The following is a 19,606-nucleotide window of genomic DNA, read 5'->3' as shown; positions in this document are numbered from 1 at the left end:
ATAAAAATAATGAAATTTTCAAAAGTACTGGTTGCCAATCGTGGAGAAATTGCAGTTCGAGTCATGCAAACTGCTAAGGCAATGGGCTATCAAACTGTCGCAGTTTATTCCGATGCAGACCGTCATGCTCGCCATGTGCAAGAGGCCGATGAAGCTGTCTATATTGGTGCTTCAAAAGTATCTGAGTCATATCTTTCAATTACCAAAATAATAGATGCATGCAAAAAAACTGGGGCAGATGCGGTTCACCCTGGCTATGGTTTTTTGTCAGAAAATACTGATTTTGCTCAGGCATGTATCGACAACCAGATTACATTTATTGGGCCTACCGCTTCTGCAATTGAGTTAATGGGCAGTAAACGCCTTTCAAAAATCGCCATGATTGAGGCGGGCGTTCCTTGTGTGCCGGGGTATGAAGGTGACCGACAAGACCTTGAATATTTAGCAACTCAAGCTGAGCAGATTGGCTTTCCAATTATGGTCAAAGCTTCGGCGGGTGGTGGCGGTCGTGGCATGCGTTTGGTACAGCAAGCATCCGAGTTGTTTGAGGCATTACAAACCGCACGTTCAGAAGCTGAAAATGCTTTTGGTTCGGGGGAGTTGATTTTAGAAAAAGCAGTCATTGCTCCACGCCATGTCGAAATTCAGGTTTTTGGTGATACACACGGCAATTATGTTTATTTGTTCGAGCGTGATTGTTCAATCCAGCGCCGTCATCAAAAGGTCGTTGAAGAAGCACCTTGTCCGGTGATGACGCCTGAACTGCGTCAGAAAATGGGTGAGGCAGCCGTAGCAGCGGCAAAAGCATGTGCTTATGTCGGTGCGGGAACGGTTGAATTTTTACTTGATGCATCGGGTGCATTTTATTTTTTGGAAATGAATACCCGCTTACAGGTAGAACATCCTGTGACTGAGCTTATTACAGGATTGGACTTGGTTGAATGGCAGTTGCGTGTTGCCAATAGTGAACAGTTACCTTTAAAACAACAAGAATTGACCTTAAACGGTCATGCCATCGAAGTGCGCTTGTATGCAGAAGACCCGCGCCAAGATTTCTTGCCACAAACAGGTCAAGTCTTACGTTGGAAGCCCGCAACTTTGCCAAATGTACGAATAGATCATGGCATGTTGGCAACTGATGAGGTTAGCCCATTTTATGACCCGATGGTGGCGAAGGTGATTGCATATGGGAAAACCCGTGAGGATGCGATTCGCTTACTGGCGCGTGCAGTTGATGACTGTGTGTTGCTAGGTGTAAATAGTAATAAGCAGTTTTTGGTCAATTTACTGCGTCATCCCGTTGTTGTGGCTGGTGATACCAATACAGCATTTATTCAGCAGCATTTTCAAGATGACGGCAGTTTACATAAGCAGGTTCTATCTTTAGAAACATTGGCGATTGCTGCGGCATTATTTAGCCAAAGTAACGGTACGGCAGTGTGGCAAACTGGTCTAGGTGTACCATTACCATTAAAGCTTAAATATGATGAACAGCAAGTTCAATTGCAGCTTTCATCTGTAAATAACACGTTTACGGTACAACTCTGTGAGCAAACTGTAAGTATTGAGGTTGTTGAAAAAACAGCAGAACAATTGATCTATCTGTTGAATGGTGTGCGCCGCCGTGTGCGATACGTATTGGATGGAGAGCAGCTTTATTTAGATCAGAATAATGGTAATGTTGTGATTCGCAATGTGACTTATACAGCACCAGAAGTTGCCGATGTAGCAGGTGATGGCAAAATTCGTGCGCCCATGGATGGCGCTGTGGTGAATATTTTGGTCAATAAAGGTGATCAAGTAATGAAAGGTCAAACTTTATTAGTTCTTGAGGCTATGAAAATTCAGCAACAGATTAAAGCTGATGTTGATGGTGTAGTGGAAGAGGTTTTAGGACAGCAAGGCCAGCAAGTAAAAAAAAGGCAAATGTTATTTACTATTCAAGTCTAATGAAAATACCGCTCATATAGAGCGGTATTTATTTTAAATGAGGAGTCCTGATTTATTCGCCATCAGCTTCCGCAATTAACTGACTTGCTTTTTTTAGACTATATAATAGTTGTCCTAAAAGAACCTCTTTATTGCTTAGCGTAACCATAACCATCGGGTGATAAACAGCAGGAATAGCGGTCAGAATAGCTTTGCCATTATCTGCATCTAAAGTAATGTTGTTACAACCAGTGAGTTGAATCTCTTTTAAAAATGCAGTGACCATTGCCAAAATTGAGCTACTCACCGCTGCTAATTTTGTAGTGTTACGGTAGTTTTTATGACTTACGGTCGCTAATTCAAAACCATCAGAAGAACAAATCATCACAAAGTCTACACCTCGTGTATTCATCAAAATATTATGAGCTTCATTTTTTGCAAGTTGTAGTAACTGTGTTGGAGCGGTCCGTTTTTGAGTTGGGATACTAAGCATGATCATTCCCTTGAGATGTTAAGCCTACCTTGACTTCAAGTGATGCAATTAATGATTCAACCATCATTAAAATTTGTTCTTCCTCACGTGCATCAATAAAAAACAACGGATACGGTAATCCTTTTGCTTTTATCCAATTGCGATATTGTTGAAGTGATGACTCTTTATTTTCGTCAACATGAGTAATACCAATCGCAATATTATCATTGTAATTTTTAAAGGTTTCTAAGTAGCTTTCTAGCTCAGCAATTGGGTTCGAACTATTATGATCTAATAATAAAATAACACCGATTGCACCTTCACAAATGACCGACCATATAAAATCAAAACGGCTTTGTCCCGGGGTGCCATAGAGTCCGATTTTGATTCCATCATCTAAAGTAATTTCACCATAATCAATACCTACAGTGGTCTGGGTTTTCTGGTGGCTCTGTACATCAGTGTTGAATGCTTCTGTTTCCAGAATTGGAATTTCAGATAGCGATTTAATCGCTTCTGTTTTACCTGCCCCCATACTACCTGCAAAGACAATTTTATATTGCTGTATAATCATAACTTCCCTTAAAGACCAAAACGCCGTCTAATCTTCCCTATAAAATTTTTAAAAAAATGATTGTCTGTATTTGAATTTTCTAAATAAAAATTTGGTGTGTAAGCACATTTATTCGCAGAAATAAATTTTCCATTATTTGCCATTAAGCAAGCTGTAACAAAGTGCAAGACATCATCAATTGACATGTTAAGCTGGTTAGCCACATCAGTAATTTTTGCTCCCTGTATAAAGCAAGCAGAGAGTTGTAGGCTCACTTTTCTATATTCTTTTTGATAGGGTTGTGGCCAATAGTCAATTTTAAAATAACTATCCTTCGAGGCTAGATTCTCAAAATTGTTTGAAGTCCAAATCAGATTCCATAACCAGTCTTGTACATAATAATCTTTTTTACGAGAAACCTTAGTAAAATCAGATGTTTTTGCAAAAGCAAAGTTAAAGCTCATATTAGTTTGTGTTTTTTGACGAGAGGGCTCCAACCAAGCAATTTGAGTTCTATTATCAATAATCGCTAAAGTGCCTTTATCATCAAAGATGTGTAGCCTAGGGTTTTCTGAACTGTGCAAATTCCTTATAAATTTATTATCAATGAATGGAGACTCATTTGATAAATCAGAAACTACAGCAAAGTTTATCTGATCTAAAGAGGACAATAAATTGTCCTCTAGCCATTCTAATAGAGGTTCTGTTTTTTCTACTGGTAGATGTAAGGTGTGTTCATAAATAGAATTTCTATTTTCTGAAGCTGTTTTCGTAACTTTTAAATAAAGAATTTTTTTCTTGTGAAGAATATTTTGAATATTATCTGCATCAAAAAAGTTTTCGTTAATGATTAATAAATCAATATGATTACTGGAAATATTAACCCAGTTAATACCATATTGATTTGATATTAGATTGCGGATTAATATTTTTAATTCATCTGAAAATTTTAAGCTTAAACCTGAAACTGCAATATTTATGCAATGACTATCCATAGTATCATTTTAAATTTTTATAAATTGATATAATGATTTTTTATGCTCTTTATAATGAATATAAAGAGCATAAACTAAATCACTTAACTGAAATCGAGCTCTTTTTCAAATGACTTTAACTCATGACGAGCCATAGCCAAATTTGATTTGCTACGGTCAAGTACTAAGTAAAGGAACAAATTATTATTACTTTCTAAAGGTCGAATTAAATGGTAAGCCTTACCTAAGGTAATTAAAATATCCTCAATATTATCATTTAACTTCAATGCATTAGCTACATTGCGCTTTGCGCGAATGACTTCTGTATTACCAGCAGCAGCCAATTCTAAATCAATTTCCCCACCACCTTGAGTTGCAAGTGATAAACCACTTTCTGAATCAACAAGTGCAGATGCAATAAAACCATCAATTTCAGTTAAGCTATCTAAAGAAAGTTTAGCCATGTTTTTATCTCTCAGGATTCTAAAATTATATTTACTACTTTTTCCTAAAAGTAGTTGAAATTCATTATATTTCTGCTCAATTTGAAGTCAATAAATCAAAGAAATAGAGAAATTGTTGTTTTGGGAAATAAGTGACAGAAAATGTCAGATTATAAAAAATATTATAAGATTATTTTTACATTATACTTTTAATATTGTGCTGAGTTTTACATTATATATTTTAAAATCTGAATAAAACAATTGTAATAGAATGTTAATAAAATATTGAAAAATAAAATATTCTAATTTTAATCATAAAAAGGGGAATAATGAATTCCCCTTTTTTTATATAAAAATCAAATTAAACGAGCTGTGTATAAATACAGTAGAGATAGCCCAAAATTGCTAAAGCAACTACAGGGGCAACAATCTTTGACCATGTAGGTACAGAAATTTCGGCAGCTTGTTCTTCAATATGCACGTCATCATGATGAGGTTGGGCTTGGTGAACCATTTGGTTGAACTCCTTCATTGTTGTATCCAATGATAGCTCTTCTTGTTCCACAGGTTTAGAACCAATTAATTCATTTAGGTGGTTTGTTGACCAAACCCAATCTTCAGCTTGGCCTGATAAGTGTTCAATCTGACCTAAAATTAATTCTTTTAAGCCATTATGCCCAAAACCACCTGTTTCATCGAGCTGATTAAGTTCTGCTAATTGCAAAGTTAAAATTTCAGAAATACTCTGTTCTAGTTCTGAATTTTTTAAAGTCGACTGATTATATTTAGAAGTCGTTAAATGACGAGCAACTTCTTGAATATAAAGTGGATCTGAGGTTTTGATTTCTTGATAAATCTTATTATCATTCTGACGCCATAAACTAATCAGTTTTCCAAGCGTAAGAATATTCACCTCATCAATCAGTTTATTTTTTTCATTAACTGGATATTGATTTAAAAGCTGAGGCTTTTGAATTTTTATCTGCTCAGCAAAGTATTGGACTAAATCAAATGCCATGCTTTCTTCCTCTAAATTTAATCTAAAATTCTTAACGTCGGTTTTTTCTTAGTCGATGTTGTTTCAGTTGCTTCTTGTACTTCTGACTCTACTGTATTTTCTACAGGTATTACATTGGCATATTCTTCAGGATCAAAGAATAAACCTTGTCCATTCTCACGTGCATAAATCCCTAAAACCGCTTGAAGAGGGACATAAATGTCTTTTGATGCTCCACCAAAGCGAGCTGAAAATGTAATAGCTTCATTGGTAATAAGTAATTGATGAACTGCATGCGGCACAATATTTAGAACAATTTGCCCATCTTTAACAAATTGTTGCGGAACGTCGGTATGCGGTTGTGTCGCATCAACTAATAGATAAGGAGTAAGCTGGTTATCACAAATCCATTCATAGATTGCACGAGCAAGATAAGGACGTGTAGGGGTTAAATCAATAGTTTGCTCAGACATATCACGCTATTCCATATTTAATAGTTCATTGTAACGGTTTTTCTCTTGAGGCGTCATCGATTTAGCAAAAGAAGGCCGTTCAAAGATACGTTTACAGTACAAAAATATAGGTCGACAGTGCTGTTTGGGTAAATCAATTCCCATGCTATTTAATCTTAAAAAGATAGGGGCAAGCATGCAGTCTAAGATTGTAAAATTCTCAGACATGAAATACGGAAAATGCTGAAATAGGGGAGTAAGTGAAATTAATGTTTCACGTAGTTCTTTTTGAGCTTTTTGCTTTTGTTCGAGATTTAGTGAGTCAGCATGTTTTAACATGTGATCTGCTAACTTAAACCAGTCGTTTTCAAGTCTCCAGATATACTGACGCTGTTCTGCACGCATCATAGGTGCATCGGCATAAAGCTTGCTTTGGCGATAACGATCATCTAAATATTCAGCGATGATAGGTGCTGAAAATAATTTAAGATTTTGTTCGACCAACATCGGTAATTGGTTGTAAGGATTTAAGCTGGCTAAATCTTCGTCTTCATGGTCAGTTATGATTAATTGATATTTGATTTGTTTTTCTGCTAATAAGAAACGAATCCAGTGAGAACGGAAATCATCAGCATGACTGTAAAGGGTAATCCCCTGAATAGAGGTGTTTTCGACCGACATATCACAAGACGACGTGGTTGAGTGAATCGATTAGGATACTAAAAATGCTCTAGGAAATCACTGTTCTAAAGAGATAGTTTGTTTATATTTATAAGTTTGCATTTTATGGCTCTATTTTCATAATAAAAAAAGCCTTGGAAAAATCCAAGGCTTTTTGTCCAACTCGATAAACGAATTAACGTTTAGAGAATTGAGGACGCTTACGAGCTTTACGTAAACCAAGTTTCTTACGTTCAACTTCACGAGCATCACGAGTAACGAAACCAGCTTGACGTAGAACAGGTTTTAAAGTTTCGTCAGCAGCGATAAGCGCACGAGTAATACCGTGACGGATCGCGCCAGCTTGACCACCGATACCACCACCTTTAACAGTGATGTAAAGGTCAAACTTTTCAGTAACTTCTAAAAGTTCTAAAGGTTGACGAACAACCATACGAGCAGTTTCACGACCGAAATATTGCTCTAAAGTACGGTTGTTAATAACGAGTTTACCTGTACCAGCTGACAAGAAAACACGTGCAGTTGCGGTCTTACGGCGACCTGTACCATAATTAGTAGCCATGTGCTGTATCCCTTAGATGTCCAAAACTTGTGGCTGTTGAGCAGCATGCGGATGCTCAGTACCAGCGTACACTTTCATTTTTTTAATCATTGCATAACCAAGAGGACCTTTTGGTAACATGCCTTTAACCGCTTTTTCAAGAACAGCTTCAGGTTTGTGAGCAATTAACTTCTCGAAGTTAGTCTCACGGATACCACCAGGGAAACCAGTATGGCGATAATATTTCTTATCAAGTGATTTTTTACCAGTCACTTGAACTTGTTCAGCATTAATCACAACGATGTAATCGCCAGTGTCAACGTGAGGAGTATAAGAAGTTTTGTGCTTACCGCGTAAACGACGAGCGATTTCAGTCGCAAGGCGACCTAAAGTTTTGCCAGAAGCATCAACAACATACCAGTCATGTTGAACTTCAGCTGGCTTAGCGCTGAGAGTTTTCATTAAACCACTACCTATTATAGTTGGTTTGGACTATGGAATCTGTCCAAACAAAAGGAGCGAGCATTCTAAACGAGTTTGTCCCAACTCACAAGAAAAATCCATTTTAAGCCATATAATTTAATCCATAAACTGATGAATGTCAGATATGTTAAAATCAAAAAAATTCTTGTTATGTGTCTGGAGTGATTGTGCTGCCATTATATGTCACTTCCGGTGAGCCGGCTGGTATTGGTCCAGATATCTGTTTGAGCTTGGCTAAGCGGGTTGATGAACGCCCTGTTGTTATTTTGGGTGACCAAAATTTATTAGAACAACGTGCCCAAAAACTTGGGATCGATATTCAATTTATAGAATATACCGGACAGCCTGAGTCATCATCTCTGAATGAACTCTATATAGAACATGTGCCTTTAGAAGCAGCTGTCATTGATGGTCAATTAAACCCAGCTAATGCAGCCTACGTATTAGAACAACTGCGTCGTTCAGCAAATTATGCAATGTCTGGTAAAAGTGTGGGAGTAGCCACGGCACCCGTGCAAAAATCGGTTATTAATGATGCTGGTATTTTGTTTAGTGGTCACACTGAATACTATCAAGAGTTTGCAGGTGTAGAGCGTGTCGTTATGATGCTTGCAACCAAAACCTTGCGTGTCGCCTTAGCAACTACACATTTACCCTTAAGAGATGTAGCGGATGCAATTACTAAAGAACGATTGCATCAGGTTATTGATATTTTACTGCATGACTTAAAAACTAAATTTAAGATTACAGACCCACGTGTACTCGTGTGTGGCTTAAATCCTCATGCAGGTGAAGATGGTTATTTGGGGCGTGAAGAGATTGAGACTATTAATCCTGTACTCGAAAGTTATCGGGCGCAAGGGCTTAAAATGAGTTTAAGCTTGCCGGCAGATACCTTATTTACTCCAGAACATCTTAAAAATGCAGATGCTGTACTTGCCATGTACCATGATCAAGGTTTACCTGTGTTAAAATCACAAGGGTTTGGTGAAGCCATCAATATTACATTGGGTTTGCCTTTCATTCGAACTTCGGTTGACCATGGCACTGCGTTGTCTTTGGCTGGGACTGGTTTGGCAAAAAGCTCAAGTTTAAATGTCGCTGTTGATTTAGCTTTATCTTTAGCAGCGAGCTAAATTTTTCATGTTGGAAATGTTCTATGTATCAAATTAATGCCCTAAACCCGAAAGATGAAGGGCATAAAGCTCGTAAACGTTTTGGTCAAAACTTCTTACATGATCAACGAGTCATTGCCAAAATTGTGCGCTCTGTAAGTCCGCGTACAGGCGACAATATTGTCGAGATTGGACCTGGTTTAGCTGCCTTAACATCTCCTTTAATTGGGGAATGTGATGCATTAACAGTAGTGGAGCTAGACCGTGACTTAGCTGCTGGGCTACCAGAACGTGTTCCACATCCTGAACGTTTGACGATTATAGAAGCTGACGCATTAAAATATGACTTTAGCGAACTGGTAAAAGATGGCCGACCATTACGTGTAGTCGGTAACTTACCTTATAACATTTCAACCCCATTACTCTTTCATCTCTTGGAATTTGGTAGCAAAGTTAAAGATATGCACTTTATGCTGCAAAAAGAGGTGGTTGACCGTATTACTGCTGAACCAAATACAAAAGAATATGGCCGCTTGTCGGTAATGATTCAATATTACTGTCAACCAACATTTTTATTTGAAGTGCCGGCTGGTGCATTTAACCCACCACCTAAAGTAACGAGTGCGGTTTTCCGCCTTGTTCCTTATGATCAAAAGCCAATTACAGCAAAAGATGAAAAAGCTTTAGCTCGACTGGTTGCCCATGTATTTACTCAGCGCCGCAAAACTTTAAGAAACAGTCTTAAAGGTATGATTGCAGAAGATGGCTTTGAAAAAGCTGGTGTTGATCCAATGGCTCGTCCAGAGACCTTAACACTTGCCCAATTTGTTGCTTTGGCCGATCAAATGGTGGCGTAAATGACTAAGCGTTTTAACTATGTTATTGGCGATGTGCAGGGGTGTTTTGAAGCTCTAAAAGCCTTGCTTAAAGAAATACGTTTTGATCCAGATCAAGACTTTTTATGGTTTGCTGGTGATTTAGTCGCACGTGGTGAAAACTCGGTAGGGGCATTACGTTTTATTAAAAAGCTTGCTGATCGTGGAGCTGCTGCAACTGTACTTGGAAATCATGACCTGACTTTAATTGCGGGTGCGCGTGGTTTAAAAGAGATTAAAGAAAAAGATCGTACCCAAGACGTTATTGATGCTATTGATGGTGATGAGTTAATCGATTGGTTACGTAAACAGCCATTATGTTTATTGCCAAACGAGCATACGATCCTTACTCATGCTGGCATACCTTGTATTTGGGATGCACAAAAAACTGTAACGTTGGCAAAAGAGGTAGAGGTAGTACTGTCTCATCAAGACTTATCTGTATTGGATGCTTTTTTAGCAGACATGTATGGTTCTAAACCAGATTTGTGGGAAGATAACCTAACTGGTTCTGCGCGTTTACGTTGTATTACCAATTATTTGACTCGCATGCGTTTAACCAATGCCCAAGGGGCTTTAGAGTTTAGTTTTAAAGATTCTTTGGATGCACCAATGCCGGAAGGTTATTTACCTTGGTTTGAATTTCCGAGCAAAGCCGCACAAACTCATCAGATTATTTTTGGTCATTGGGCTGCGCTCGAGGGCCGAACTATTAATGAGCAGATCCAGAATATCGATGGTGGCTGTGTTTGGGGCAGAAAATTAATGGCTTATCGTATTGAAGACAAAGAAATTTTTTCTGTTGAAAATCCTGTGCAAATATAAGAAAAGCAATGTTTTTCTATGAGTGCAAGATGAAGCTTGTAGCTGAGCTAAAAATAAAAAAGCCGCAGAAGCGGCTTTTTTATTGGGAACTATTATTCTACTCGAATCCAGATTTGATTACGCCCTAAAGCTGAAACTCCGAGATAACCGCGCATATGTAAGCGTTTGCCAGTTGAACTGAGTTTTGCTTTAAGCCCGTAAACTTTGCCAGTATTCGGATCTAAAATTTTACCGCCAGTATAGTTCAGTCCATCTACCTGTTTTAAACCAGTTGCGATATCCAGACCTAAAATCGGTTTATTGGTATATGGCGCAGGGCAATTATCACAAATTTCTTTAGGCGTATAACCTGGGCGTGGCGTTACTTTGATAATTTTCCCGGCATATGTCCCGTTCGCTTCTTTTCGTATTTCTACCTGTGCTTTAGGAGCACCTGTCTTATCATCAATTGTTTGCCAGAGACCTGTAATATCTGCTGCGAATGTAGCAGTATTAATCCCCAATAAGAGCAGAGCTCCAATAAAAATTTTCCCCATAATTAAAAATCCTTTTAACTTTGAAAGGTCATCTTATTTGGAATTGATAGACCGTTCAATGTTTATTTAATCAACTTCTTAATTATGGTGTTCCAAAAGATAACATTAATGTTGGTAGCCAAATTGCAGTAAATACACCATTCAATGCCATACCAAATGCAGCGTAACGACCTGCAACAGGCCCACGTTGCCAAGCTTGAGCTGTTCCGATGGCGTGTGCAGCTAAACCTAAGGCTAAACCTGATGCTCTCTCATCATGAATATGTTTAAGTAAGAATGGTGAGAATGCAGCGCCGATTACTCCAGACAAAATAACAATAAGGGTTACGAGTGTTTCAGGAGCGTGTAATAAAGTTGCGATGTTCAGAGCAATTGGAGTGGTTACTGCACGGGTGGCAAATGCAAGAATGGTAGGTTCGGACATATGTAACAAGTATGCTAGCCCCATAGGTAGGGCAACGGCGCTAATACTTGCAAAAAGTAAAATACCAATGACCGATTTAATTGGAAGATCATCGTAACGCATTGCAGCTAAAGGGATGGCTAATGCTACGGTGACATAACCTAATAGATGACCAAATAAGTCATTCACATAAAGACGATACTGCTCATATGGCACATGCAAAACTGAAAGTAAGCCAATTACAATGAACATGCCGAAAACTAAAAGTGGAACTTGCGGGAAACGTCGGTTTAAAGGCTTTGCACACAGATAACCAATGAGTGTGATCAAAAATCCGTAGAAAATCGTAAACATTATATTCTCCTTATAACCAACGTTTTGCCATTTTTGCATAGACCCACAAAGGTATAAGGGTACTGACCACTAAAACAAAAAGAAATAATGGAATTTCCTTACCCATATGTACGAGCATAATTAATGAACCTGCACAGATAGGTAAAAACGCGAATCCACTTTCTTTCATAATTTTATTATTGGTATCCACTATTCGAAGTGGAATTTTTTTAAACTTTCTCCAAATCAGTAAAATAATAAGTAAGCTGATTAAACCGACCAGATTACCTAATTCTGGATGACCAAAAGCACGCATGACAACGACAGAGCCTTCACGAAAACCAATAATGAGTAGTAATGTAATTACCCATGCTGTCCAGTCTATACTTTTGATCTTATCCATATTTTTTATCTCTAAAAGTTTACTTATCAAGTTTTAACTGATATCGCCCTTGATTTCAAACTCTTCCAAGGGGCGCTTAAATTGACTTGCGTGTTCTCCCAAGATTTCATCCAATGGAAGCTTTGCTTGGCGAATCAGCTTTTCTAACTTATGTGGCGCAATCTTCACATCAATATGTAATAAGCCTGCATCATCATAATGTTCAGACTCAATAACATTTAAGGCATAAAGTTGAGTACGTAATTTGCCATAAGCAGGCTTAAGCACGAGTGAAAACTTTTGAATTTGGCCCATTAAGCATTCTTGTACTGCTTTTTGGAGCAACTCTAGACCTTGACCAGAATGAGCTGAAACATAAACTCGATCTGGGACGTGGGGCTCAGCATAAATGATTTTGGCCTCTTCACCACTTAGGTCAATTTTGTTGTACACCCGAAGTACGGGAGCATCAGCACCAATGTCTTTTAATACACCTTCAACTGCTTCAATTTGGTCAAGCATGTCATGGCTACTACTATCAATAACATGCAGTAAAAGGGTCGCTTCTAGTGTTTCTTCAAGTGTTGCTTTAAATGATTCAACCAAATCATGCTGTAAGTTTCGTACAAAACCTACTGTATCTGCTAGCACAACAGTACCGATACCATCCCAGTCTAAACGGCGTAGGGTTGGATCGAGTGTTGCAAATAGTTGATCAGCTGCGTAGACATCACTATTAGCTAAAATATTAAATAAAGTCGATTTACCAGCGTTGGTATAACCTACTAATGAAACCGTTGGAATAGCTGCTTTTTGTCTTGCAGCACGCCCTTGCATACGAGTCTGTTGTACTTTGTCTAATTTATCTTTTAATTGGGTAATACGAACACGAATGAGACGGCGATCTGTCTCTAGTTGTGTTTCACCAGGACCACGTAAGCCGATACCACCTTTTTGTTGTTCAAAATCGGCAGACCAACCACGAATAAGACGAGTAGATAAATGTTTAAGCTGAGCAAGTTCGACTTGTAACTTACCTTCATGCGTACGGGCACGCAGCGCAAAAATATCTAAAATCAAGCCAGTGCGGTCAATAACTCGGCATTTTAATATTCTTTCTAAATTTCGTTCTTGAGCAGGTGATAACGCATGGTCAAAGATAACCAGACTCGCCTCTAGTTCCTGAACTTGCTCTGCAATTTCTTCGACTTTTCCGGAGCCAATAAAAAATTTAGGATTAGGCTTATTACGCTGAACCTTAATATGTTCAAGGATATCTGCACCAGCAGACTGTGCAAGTAGAGCAAACTCTTCGGCATCCAGATCATCTAATAATTGTACAGAAACACTCACTAAGATTGTGCGTTCACCGCCTTGATGCCGATCAACATATTCCACGTGGCTATAAATCCTGAAAATGAGAAAACTTTATTCTAGAGGAAACTTAAGCAAAAGGGGAAAGCGTTTGTTTTTATCCTTTAGATTAGTTACATGAGATTAGTCTAGTGTTCAGATTTATTTTATTTGCCGTTCTCTAACGTCAATGCAAGTTTATTACGAAACGTATAGAATGACTTGAGATGGGTATAACAATGATTAATCGTTAGTGAAATTTTATGGCTCAAACGCAAAGTATAGTTAATTCAACGTTAAAGAAATTATCAAAAATAGGTTTATACGGAAAAAAGGTCACTTCTGCCACGGCCGCAATTAGTGAAGGTTTTTATCTAGTTTATCGACATGGGCTTTATAAAGATCCTAATAATCCTGTTAATACACGTTATGTCCAATACTTTTGCCGCCGTTTATGTCAGGTTTTTAATTTAGATATAGAAGTACATGGCACAATTCCTAGAGAACCAGCTTTATGGGTAAGTAATCATATTTCTTGGCTAGATGTTGCAGTTCTAGGTTCTGGTGCACGAGTTTTCTTTCTGGCTAAAGCTGAAATTGAAAATTGGCCTATTCTTGGCAACTTAGCCAAAAGTGGTGGAACGTTATTTATTAAGCGTGGATCTGGCGATTCCGTCAGAATTCGTGAGCAAATTGCTGAATTTTTAAAACAGAATATTCCAGTATTATTTTTTCCTGAAGCTACAACTACAGATGGACATTCTGTTAAAAAAGTTCATGGACGATTACTAGGAGCAGCGATTGAAGCACAGCGTCCAGTACAGGTTTGTTTGATTTGTTATGTAAATCGCGATGGGCAATTAGATACAGTTGCGCCATTCATTGGTGACATGACATTTGCCGAACATATTCAACGTGTACTCGAAATGCCTAAAGTAACAGCTCATCTGTTAACTTTGCCTCCCATTTCAGTGGAAGGGCATGACGTCAAAAGTTTAACGCGTGAAGTGCAAGAAAAAATGGTAGAAGGTTTGGCTCAACTACATCAGAAAGTACTTAAGCCAAATAACTAATTACATAAATCCTTCAAGTGGCAGCCATGAAAGAAATTTCATGCCTGCTTTTTGCCACCATTTCATCTCAGGTTCCTGTCTATAAATTACAGGACCATTCGGAGTTTCTTGCTGCCAATAAATATGGTTATTAGTGTCGAGCTTTAATTTATAAGCATACTTATTTAAATTTTCATCCATTGTATGGTGAATCGTCTTAGCCAGTGATGGGCTATCTAAAATCACACCAATTTCAGTATTTAAGTAAGCCGAGCGCGGATCAAAGTTAAATGAACCAATAAAAACCTGCTCATCTAATGCCATAAGTTTAGTATGCAAACTTGATCGGCTTAGCCCTTTCATATTTACTTTAGCTTTAGTGGCAAGCTCATCTGTATTTTTATTTAAATCTCTTTTATCGGGTGTTGGTAAAAATTCATAAAGTTGTACGCCGTTTTTAAGCAGTTCTTTACGATATTTCCCATAAAAGGCATGTACAACAGCAACGTCATTCGCTTTAAAAGAATTCGTTAAAACTCGAACCTCAACACCTTCTTTGGCAAGCGTGCTTAAAATCTTGGCACCTTGTTTTTCAGGAATAAAATAAGCAGAGATTAAGTCAACGTTACTTTCTGGTTTTTCCAAATGATTAATTAATTGGAAGTTGAGATGTTCTTCCTTCTTAGCTTTCGATTTGATTTTATCAGGTGAGTCTTTTACCACTTCTGCTTTGACCCAATCGAATTGAATATTATGATTTAGCCATTGATCAAATGCATGGGATTTTGCGGTTAAGTTTAAAAAGTTTTGAACGGTAGCTTGTTGATAGTGTGCTTCAAGCTGTTCTTTTAAGCCTTCATAGCGTAAACGGTGCTGCTCAGGGCTTACGATACTTTGAACCGAATATGCATATTCATGATTCCAGTAATCATCAAACGAATTTACGATATCATCAACAGCAGCGCCTACCAACATTACATCGACATCAGAAAACTGATAGCTATCGCTTACATTGTAATATTGATTGGTCATGTTGCGCCCGCCAATAAGAGCAACTTCATTGTCGGCAATAAAACTTTTATTGTGCATACGACGATTGATACGTTTTAAATCAAGCACCATATCCATCGCACGATATTTGCGGAAACGGTAGGGATTAAAAAGCTTAACTTCAATATTTTTATGCTGAGAAAGGGCTAGTAAAATCCCTTCCATTTTTTTTGCATTATTGTCATCAATAAGAAGTCGGACTTTTACACCTCGATCAGCTGCACGAATAATCGCGTGCAAGGCTAAAGCACCAACTTTGTCATTATCCCAAATGTAATATTGTAAATCTAAAGTCTTTTCGGCTTTATCAATTAATCTAAGTCGAGCCGCTAGAGCCTCCAGCGGATCATTTAGAACATGGAAACCCGTTAACTTTGGATTTTGCTGGCGTAAAGGTGTAATAATTTTGGCAAGTGAAGTCTCAGAGGTATCAATATCTTTTGCATATTGTACTGGCTCAACACCATGTTTTGGCAGAGTACTACATCCTGTCAAACCCACAGCAAAACTTGAACATAGGACTATAGAGGCTTTTATCAAAAAGCCTTTAGCTTGTTGATTCGTTTGAAGCTGTTTGGAAGGAAAGGATTGTGCCATAATCAGTACATACGATAAGGTGAGCTAGAGTATAATTCGTGCATATTGAAAGATAAATATTGAATTTGATTACTAGCAATCAATATAAGATAAGTCGAGAGCCGTAATGTGGAATCCAAATTCAATCATTTTTTGTTTTTACTTTATTTTTTCAATACTTGCTTTATGGGGAATTTCTGAGGCTTGGATTCATCAATCACGAACCGAGACGATTCATCCATTTAAAGCTTTTGTGCATCTACTCGCATTTTATCTCTCTTATCTACTTATTCCTCTCTGGTTTTTTAATTTATATGCTGCTTGGATTGGTTACTACTCAATTCATCAAGGTATTTTCATCTTTTTCTTAAGTGGCGTGTTAATTTACGCCCGATTTATTGAACCTCATTTAGTGCGTGTCGATACTCATCAATATCGTTTAAACCCAGATCGTAGCTTTGATAAGCCAGTAAAAGTAGCCTTAATTGCAGATTTACATATTGGTTTATTTTCAGGGCATGAACGTCAGCTCAAAACCATCGTTAGAAAATTAAATGAACAGCAACCTGATTTAGTGGTAGTCGCTGGTGATTGGACATATGAGCCAGAAGACAGATTGATTGAAGAATTAAGTGTTTTAAAAGAAATTCAGGCGCCTGTATATTCGGTTCCTGGAAATCATGATGAGCAATATCCTGGCCCACCGATTCAGCAACTATTAAAAGATGCCCTATTTTATAATGAAGTTGTTGATATCGAAGGTAAGATTGTTGATTTTGAAGAATTTCGTTTGATTGGTATTGGTGACCTCTGGGCAGGCAAAACCGATATGCGTTCTATGCCAGATTTACCGCAAGACAAGCCTTGGTTAATTTTATCTCATAACCCTGATACGGTAGATATGGTGCCTAAATTACCGAATCGACCATTAATGTTATCTGGACATACACATGGAGGGCAGGTAGAGCTTCCATGGTTGACTAACTATATTATGAAAAAAGTATCAATTTTAGGTCATAAGCGCGGTTTCTACTCTCACGAGCATGCGGATGTCTTTGTTACCGTTGGCACAGGAATGGTTGGAATTCCTTTGCGTTTCAGAGTGCCACCAACCATTGATATTATTGAGCTAGTTTAAAATAAAAAAGCCAATCACAGAGGATTGGCTTTTTTTTGAATTAAATCTACTTATGGAATAACGACAATCGCAACACGTCGGTTAATCGCACGGTTTTCATTGGTTGTATTTGGCACATAAGGTTGTGTTGAACCACGACCAATTACGTAGATGTTTTCTTTTTTAAATCCACGTGTTAAGAAAAGGTTTGCCACACTTTGAGCACGCTCTTCAGATAACTTTTGGTTATATGTAGCATCACCAACATCATCAGTATGACCAACAATTTTCAATTTATTCAGGTCATATTTATTCAGTTGATTTGCCAGACGTACTAACTCAGCTTCATGACTTTGTTTTAACTGTGCATTATTAAAGTCAAATAACAAGCGTTCTGGTAAACCTAAAGTCCAGCCTTCATCAGTAAGAACGAAACCTTCTTTTTTGAGCAATTTTACTTGACGATATTTTAATGGACCAAAACTCAGGCACCCTGCAAGAGTAATGCATAGCAATGCAATAAAAGAGAGTTTTAAAGATCTTGTATTCATAGATTAGCCTAAATTTAATTTTCAGGTTTATAGATAAACCAGTGTTCATCCGAATTTTTAGCCTTATACATTGCTTGATCTGCTTGCATAATGAAATCTTCGGGGCTAGATGCAAATTGTGATAAAGCAATACCTACACTGAAACTGAAGTAAATGGTTTGACCATTTAGATGCAAAGGTTCTTTACAGCTTTCGAGTAAATTTTCAGCAATAGATATTAAATGATCAGCATGACTAATGGAATGCAAAATGACAGCAAATTCATCACCACCTAACCTTGCAATAAAATCTTGATGACGCAAACGAGTTTGCAGGCGATTCGCCATTTCTTTTAAAACTTCATCGCCAGCTAAATGGCCAAATTGGTCATTAATTGCTTTGAAGTTATTGTTATCTATAAATAATAATGCAGACTTATTATCAAACCCTTTATCTTCAAACATGTCTAAAAGGATTTGGTAAAAATAATGTCTATTAGGTAATAAGGTGAGCTGGTCGTGATGAGCCTGAAAGGATAATTTACGATTTTCCTTTTGTAGCTGATTATCCCATATTTGAATTTCTTCAAGTAACTCGTTAAAAACGGTATTTAAATCTTGAAACTCTTTAATTCGGTTATAAGGAAAACGAAGATTATAAGCTTTTTGTTCACTTACAATTTGAGCGATATTAGTAAGTGGGTAAATAGCCTGCATAATTTGACGATAAGTTAAATTTACTGACCACCATAAAGCGCAAACAATAAACAACATTGCAATCGCAAGCCCTACCATAATCATTTTTAGGAACTGCAATATTTTTTCAGAGCTACCAAAAAGTGTGAGTTCACCTACATTTTGTTCATGATGATAAATTGTAAGATGAACAGGCTCATTTAAAAACCAGTGATCAAACCAGCCTTCTAAAATTGAAGTTTGACTTGATAATTTAAAACTTTGGGCAATTAAATGATGTTCAGAATCATAAATATGAATAGTACGAATTGAGTGGTCATTCGTATACTCATTCAAAATCTGCTCTATTGTAATTTTATCATTAAACACGACTGCGGGCTGAATACGCTCTAATAGAGTATGACTAAGCAATTGCAAATTCTGTTTGGCATAAGTTTCCATAGTAAAAACGGAAATTGAGACAAACGTAAAAGAGCAAATAAAAAAAGTAATAGCAAAAATAGTAAATTGAGATTTTCTAAATAATGCGTGTAGTGAAGTGGACTGATACAACTTTGATATCATGATCCTTACTCCGCATTCTTAGCCAAGAGTAATACTCTCGGATCAATATGGACTTTGGAGTGACTTAAAGCATCTAAGTTAACTTTAAAGGTAGTGTAATTATTCTGAGTATATAAACAAAAGATACTTCCTATCTCGCACTCTGAATTATTAATACTTAAAGAAAGTAAAGAATGATAAGGATAGTTTTGAATAAGGTTTTGTTGTTGCTGCGGAGAAGTACTAGAAAAATAGACAGCCTGACAATGTGACCGAGCAAAATCTTTCGCATTTACAGTTTGAACACGATAATTATAAGACATTTGCTGGATATAAGATTGAAAAGTAGATGTAATAGAAGGGTTATCAATCACACAAAGAGTAGGAGTATTTACATTCTCCCACTTACTGTAGCTTAGAATAGATAAAGTAAGTACATAGAAATTATGTTTTGAATTGGCATAACAAGGCCCACTCGTAGCAAGCACTACAAGTATGCAAACAAATACTTTTTTAGCGAACTGCCACATGGTGAGTTAATGCCAAACTATTGCACGAATAATCTATTCTACATGAAGTTGATAACGTAAAAAAAGTTTAATATCTCATCTAAAAGTGACTAAAAAGCTTAAAAAGTATCCAGTTGATGATATTGATTTAAAAAAAGGGTTGCAAAGGGGATGAGATGGTCTATAA

The 19,606-nt window shown here is 37.3% G+C and carries 23 protein-coding genes; 6 read left to right on the top strand and 17 right to left on the bottom strand.

The window, feature by feature from the left end:
- Window positions 1–9: 9 nt before the first annotated feature.
- Entirely contained in the window at window positions 10–1,950 is a 1,941-nt protein-coding gene (locus RMB06_RS00115; RefSeq protein WP_311077779.1) for an acetyl/propionyl/methylcrotonyl-CoA carboxylase subunit alpha, read from the top strand.
- A 52-nt stretch (window positions 1,951–2,002) separates the two neighbouring features.
- Here RMB06_RS00115 and RMB06_RS00110 read toward each other — a convergent pair whose 3' ends face one another.
- The 9 genes from RMB06_RS00110 to rplM form a co-directional block, all read right to left on the bottom strand.
- Window positions 2,003–2,422 carry a roadblock/LC7 domain-containing protein gene (locus tag RMB06_RS00110; RefSeq protein WP_311077778.1) on the bottom strand — a complete coding sequence of 140 codons (420 nt, stop codon included), beginning with the start codon at window positions 2,420–2,422 and terminating at the stop codon, window positions 2,003–2,005.
- The gene (locus RMB06_RS00105; protein WP_262442538.1) at window positions 2,415–2,975 is read right to left on the bottom strand and encodes an ATP/GTP-binding protein; all 561 of its coding nucleotides are present in this window, start codon (window positions 2,973–2,975) and stop codon (window positions 2,415–2,417) included. The genes RMB06_RS00110 and RMB06_RS00105 overlap by 8 nt, the downstream gene beginning before the upstream one ends.
- Window positions 2,976–2,983: 8 nt before the next feature.
- Window positions 2,984–3,949, bottom strand: a complete 966-nt coding sequence (locus RMB06_RS00100) for a hypothetical protein (RefSeq protein WP_311077777.1) — start codon at window positions 3,947–3,949, stop codon at window positions 2,984–2,986.
- A gap of 83 nt (window positions 3,950–4,032) precedes the next feature.
- On the bottom strand, window positions 4,033–4,392 hold the full coding sequence (locus RMB06_RS00095) for a roadblock/LC7 domain-containing protein (RefSeq protein ID WP_311077776.1): 360 nt from the start codon (window positions 4,390–4,392) through the stop codon (window positions 4,033–4,035).
- Window positions 4,393–4,732: 340 nt separating this feature from the next.
- The gene (locus RMB06_RS00090) at window positions 4,733–5,389 is read right to left on the bottom strand and encodes a hypothetical protein (protein WP_311077775.1); all 657 of its coding nucleotides are present in this window, start codon (window positions 5,387–5,389) and stop codon (window positions 4,733–4,735) included.
- Window positions 5,390–5,406: 17 nt separating this feature from the next.
- On the bottom strand, window positions 5,407–5,841 hold the full coding sequence (locus RMB06_RS00085) for a ClpXP protease specificity-enhancing factor (RefSeq protein WP_311077774.1): 435 nt from the start codon (window positions 5,839–5,841) through the stop codon (window positions 5,407–5,409).
- A gap of 6 nt (window positions 5,842–5,847) precedes the next feature.
- Entirely contained in the window at window positions 5,848–6,501 is a 654-nt protein-coding gene (locus RMB06_RS00080) for a glutathione S-transferase N-terminal domain-containing protein (RefSeq protein WP_130120046.1), read from the bottom strand.
- 175 nt (window positions 6,502–6,676) lie between these two features.
- Window positions 6,677–7,063 (bottom strand): 30S ribosomal protein S9, encoded by a 387-nt coding sequence (rpsI, locus tag RMB06_RS00075; protein WP_002048725.1) that lies wholly within the window; start codon window positions 7,061–7,063, stop codon window positions 6,677–6,679.
- A 12-nt stretch (window positions 7,064–7,075) separates the two neighbouring features.
- The gene (gene rplM, locus RMB06_RS00070; RefSeq protein ID WP_002117832.1) at window positions 7,076–7,504 is read right to left on the bottom strand and encodes a 50S ribosomal protein L13; all 429 of its coding nucleotides are present in this window, start codon (window positions 7,502–7,504) and stop codon (window positions 7,076–7,078) included.
- Between the two features lie 173 nt (window positions 7,505–7,677).
- Between rplM and pdxA the strand changes: the two genes are divergently transcribed.
- Genes pdxA through RMB06_RS00055 form a run of 3 tightly spaced genes read left to right on the top strand, consistent with a single transcriptional unit; the run spans window position 7,678 to window position 10,340 of the window.
- Window positions 7,678–8,661 carry a 4-hydroxythreonine-4-phosphate dehydrogenase PdxA gene (gene pdxA / locus RMB06_RS00065; RefSeq protein ID WP_311077773.1) on the top strand — a complete coding sequence of 328 codons (984 nt, stop codon included), beginning with the start codon at window positions 7,678–7,680 and terminating at the stop codon, window positions 8,659–8,661.
- A gap of 23 nt (window positions 8,662–8,684) precedes the next feature.
- Window positions 8,685–9,497 (top strand): 16S rRNA (adenine(1518)-N(6)/adenine(1519)-N(6))-dimethyltransferase RsmA, encoded by an 813-nt coding sequence (gene rsmA, locus RMB06_RS00060; protein ID WP_005065242.1) that lies wholly within the window; start codon window positions 8,685–8,687, stop codon window positions 9,495–9,497.
- Window positions 9,498–10,340, top strand: coding sequence for a symmetrical bis(5'-nucleosyl)-tetraphosphatase (locus RMB06_RS00055; RefSeq protein ID WP_311077772.1), 843 nt, complete (start codon window positions 9,498–9,500; stop codon window positions 10,338–10,340).
- A 92-nt stretch (window positions 10,341–10,432) separates the two neighbouring features.
- Here RMB06_RS00055 and RMB06_RS00050 read toward each other — a convergent pair whose 3' ends face one another.
- The 4 genes from RMB06_RS00050 to hflX all read right to left on the bottom strand — a co-directional run bounded on the left by RMB06_RS00050 (window position 10,433) and on the right by hflX (window position 13,392).
- A complete protein-coding gene (locus tag RMB06_RS00050; protein WP_002117847.1) occupies window positions 10,433–10,876 on the bottom strand; it encodes a DUF2147 domain-containing protein in 444 nt (147 codons plus the stop codon).
- Window positions 10,877–10,958: 82 nt separating this feature from the next.
- Window positions 10,959–11,633 (bottom strand): LrgB family protein, encoded by a 675-nt coding sequence (locus RMB06_RS00045; RefSeq protein WP_005804924.1) that lies wholly within the window; start codon window positions 11,631–11,633, stop codon window positions 10,959–10,961.
- Window positions 11,634–11,643: 10 nt separating this feature from the next.
- Window positions 11,644–12,015: a hypothetical protein gene (locus RMB06_RS00040; protein WP_002117849.1), complete on the bottom strand. Its 372-nt coding sequence runs from the start codon at window positions 12,013–12,015 to the stop codon at window positions 11,644–11,646.
- A gap of 33 nt (window positions 12,016–12,048) precedes the next feature.
- The gene (gene hflX / locus RMB06_RS00035) at window positions 12,049–13,392 is read right to left on the bottom strand and encodes a ribosome rescue GTPase HflX (protein ID WP_014207696.1); all 1,344 of its coding nucleotides are present in this window, start codon (window positions 13,390–13,392) and stop codon (window positions 12,049–12,051) included.
- A 218-nt stretch (window positions 13,393–13,610) separates the two neighbouring features.
- Here hflX and RMB06_RS00030 point away from each other — a divergent pair, with 218 nt between their 5' ends.
- Entirely contained in the window at window positions 13,611–14,420 is an 810-nt protein-coding gene (locus RMB06_RS00030; protein WP_005065232.1) for a 1-acyl-sn-glycerol-3-phosphate acyltransferase, read from the top strand.
- Here RMB06_RS00030 and RMB06_RS00025 read toward each other — a convergent pair whose 3' ends face one another.
- The gene (locus RMB06_RS00025) at window positions 14,421–16,046 is read right to left on the bottom strand and encodes a phospholipase D family protein (RefSeq protein WP_002117884.1); all 1,626 of its coding nucleotides are present in this window, start codon (window positions 16,044–16,046) and stop codon (window positions 14,421–14,423) included.
- Window positions 16,047–16,152: 106 nt separating this feature from the next.
- Between RMB06_RS00025 and RMB06_RS00020 the strand changes: the two genes are divergently transcribed.
- Window positions 16,153–17,163 carry a metallophosphoesterase gene (locus RMB06_RS00020; RefSeq protein ID WP_005065230.1) on the top strand — a complete coding sequence of 337 codons (1,011 nt, stop codon included), beginning with the start codon at window positions 16,153–16,155 and terminating at the stop codon, window positions 17,161–17,163.
- A gap of 50 nt (window positions 17,164–17,213) precedes the next feature.
- Here the strand turns inward: RMB06_RS00020 and RMB06_RS00015 are convergent, their stop codons facing one another.
- Genes RMB06_RS00015 through RMB06_RS00005 form a run of 3 tightly spaced genes read right to left on the bottom strand, consistent with a single transcriptional unit; the run spans window position 17,214 to window position 19,440 of the window.
- Window positions 17,214–17,693 carry an OmpA family protein gene (locus RMB06_RS00015; RefSeq protein ID WP_002117846.1) on the bottom strand — a complete coding sequence of 160 codons (480 nt, stop codon included), beginning with the start codon at window positions 17,691–17,693 and terminating at the stop codon, window positions 17,214–17,216.
- Between the two features lie 14 nt (window positions 17,694–17,707).
- Entirely contained in the window at window positions 17,708–18,931 is a 1,224-nt protein-coding gene (locus tag RMB06_RS00010) for a diguanylate cyclase domain-containing protein (RefSeq protein WP_005065229.1), read from the bottom strand.
- 5 nt (window positions 18,932–18,936) lie between these two features.
- The gene (locus tag RMB06_RS00005) at window positions 18,937–19,440 is read right to left on the bottom strand and encodes a YfiR family protein (RefSeq protein ID WP_002117836.1); all 504 of its coding nucleotides are present in this window, start codon (window positions 19,438–19,440) and stop codon (window positions 18,937–18,939) included.
- Between the last annotated feature and the right edge of the window lie 166 nt (window positions 19,441–19,606).

The organism is Acinetobacter sp. V104_13 (genome assembly GCF_031798995.1).
Taxonomy (GTDB): Bacteria; Pseudomonadota; Gammaproteobacteria; order Pseudomonadales; family Moraxellaceae; genus Acinetobacter; species Acinetobacter pittii.
The sequence above is the reverse complement of the archived record's forward strand: the minus strand, read 5'-3'. Positions and strand labels throughout refer to the sequence as shown.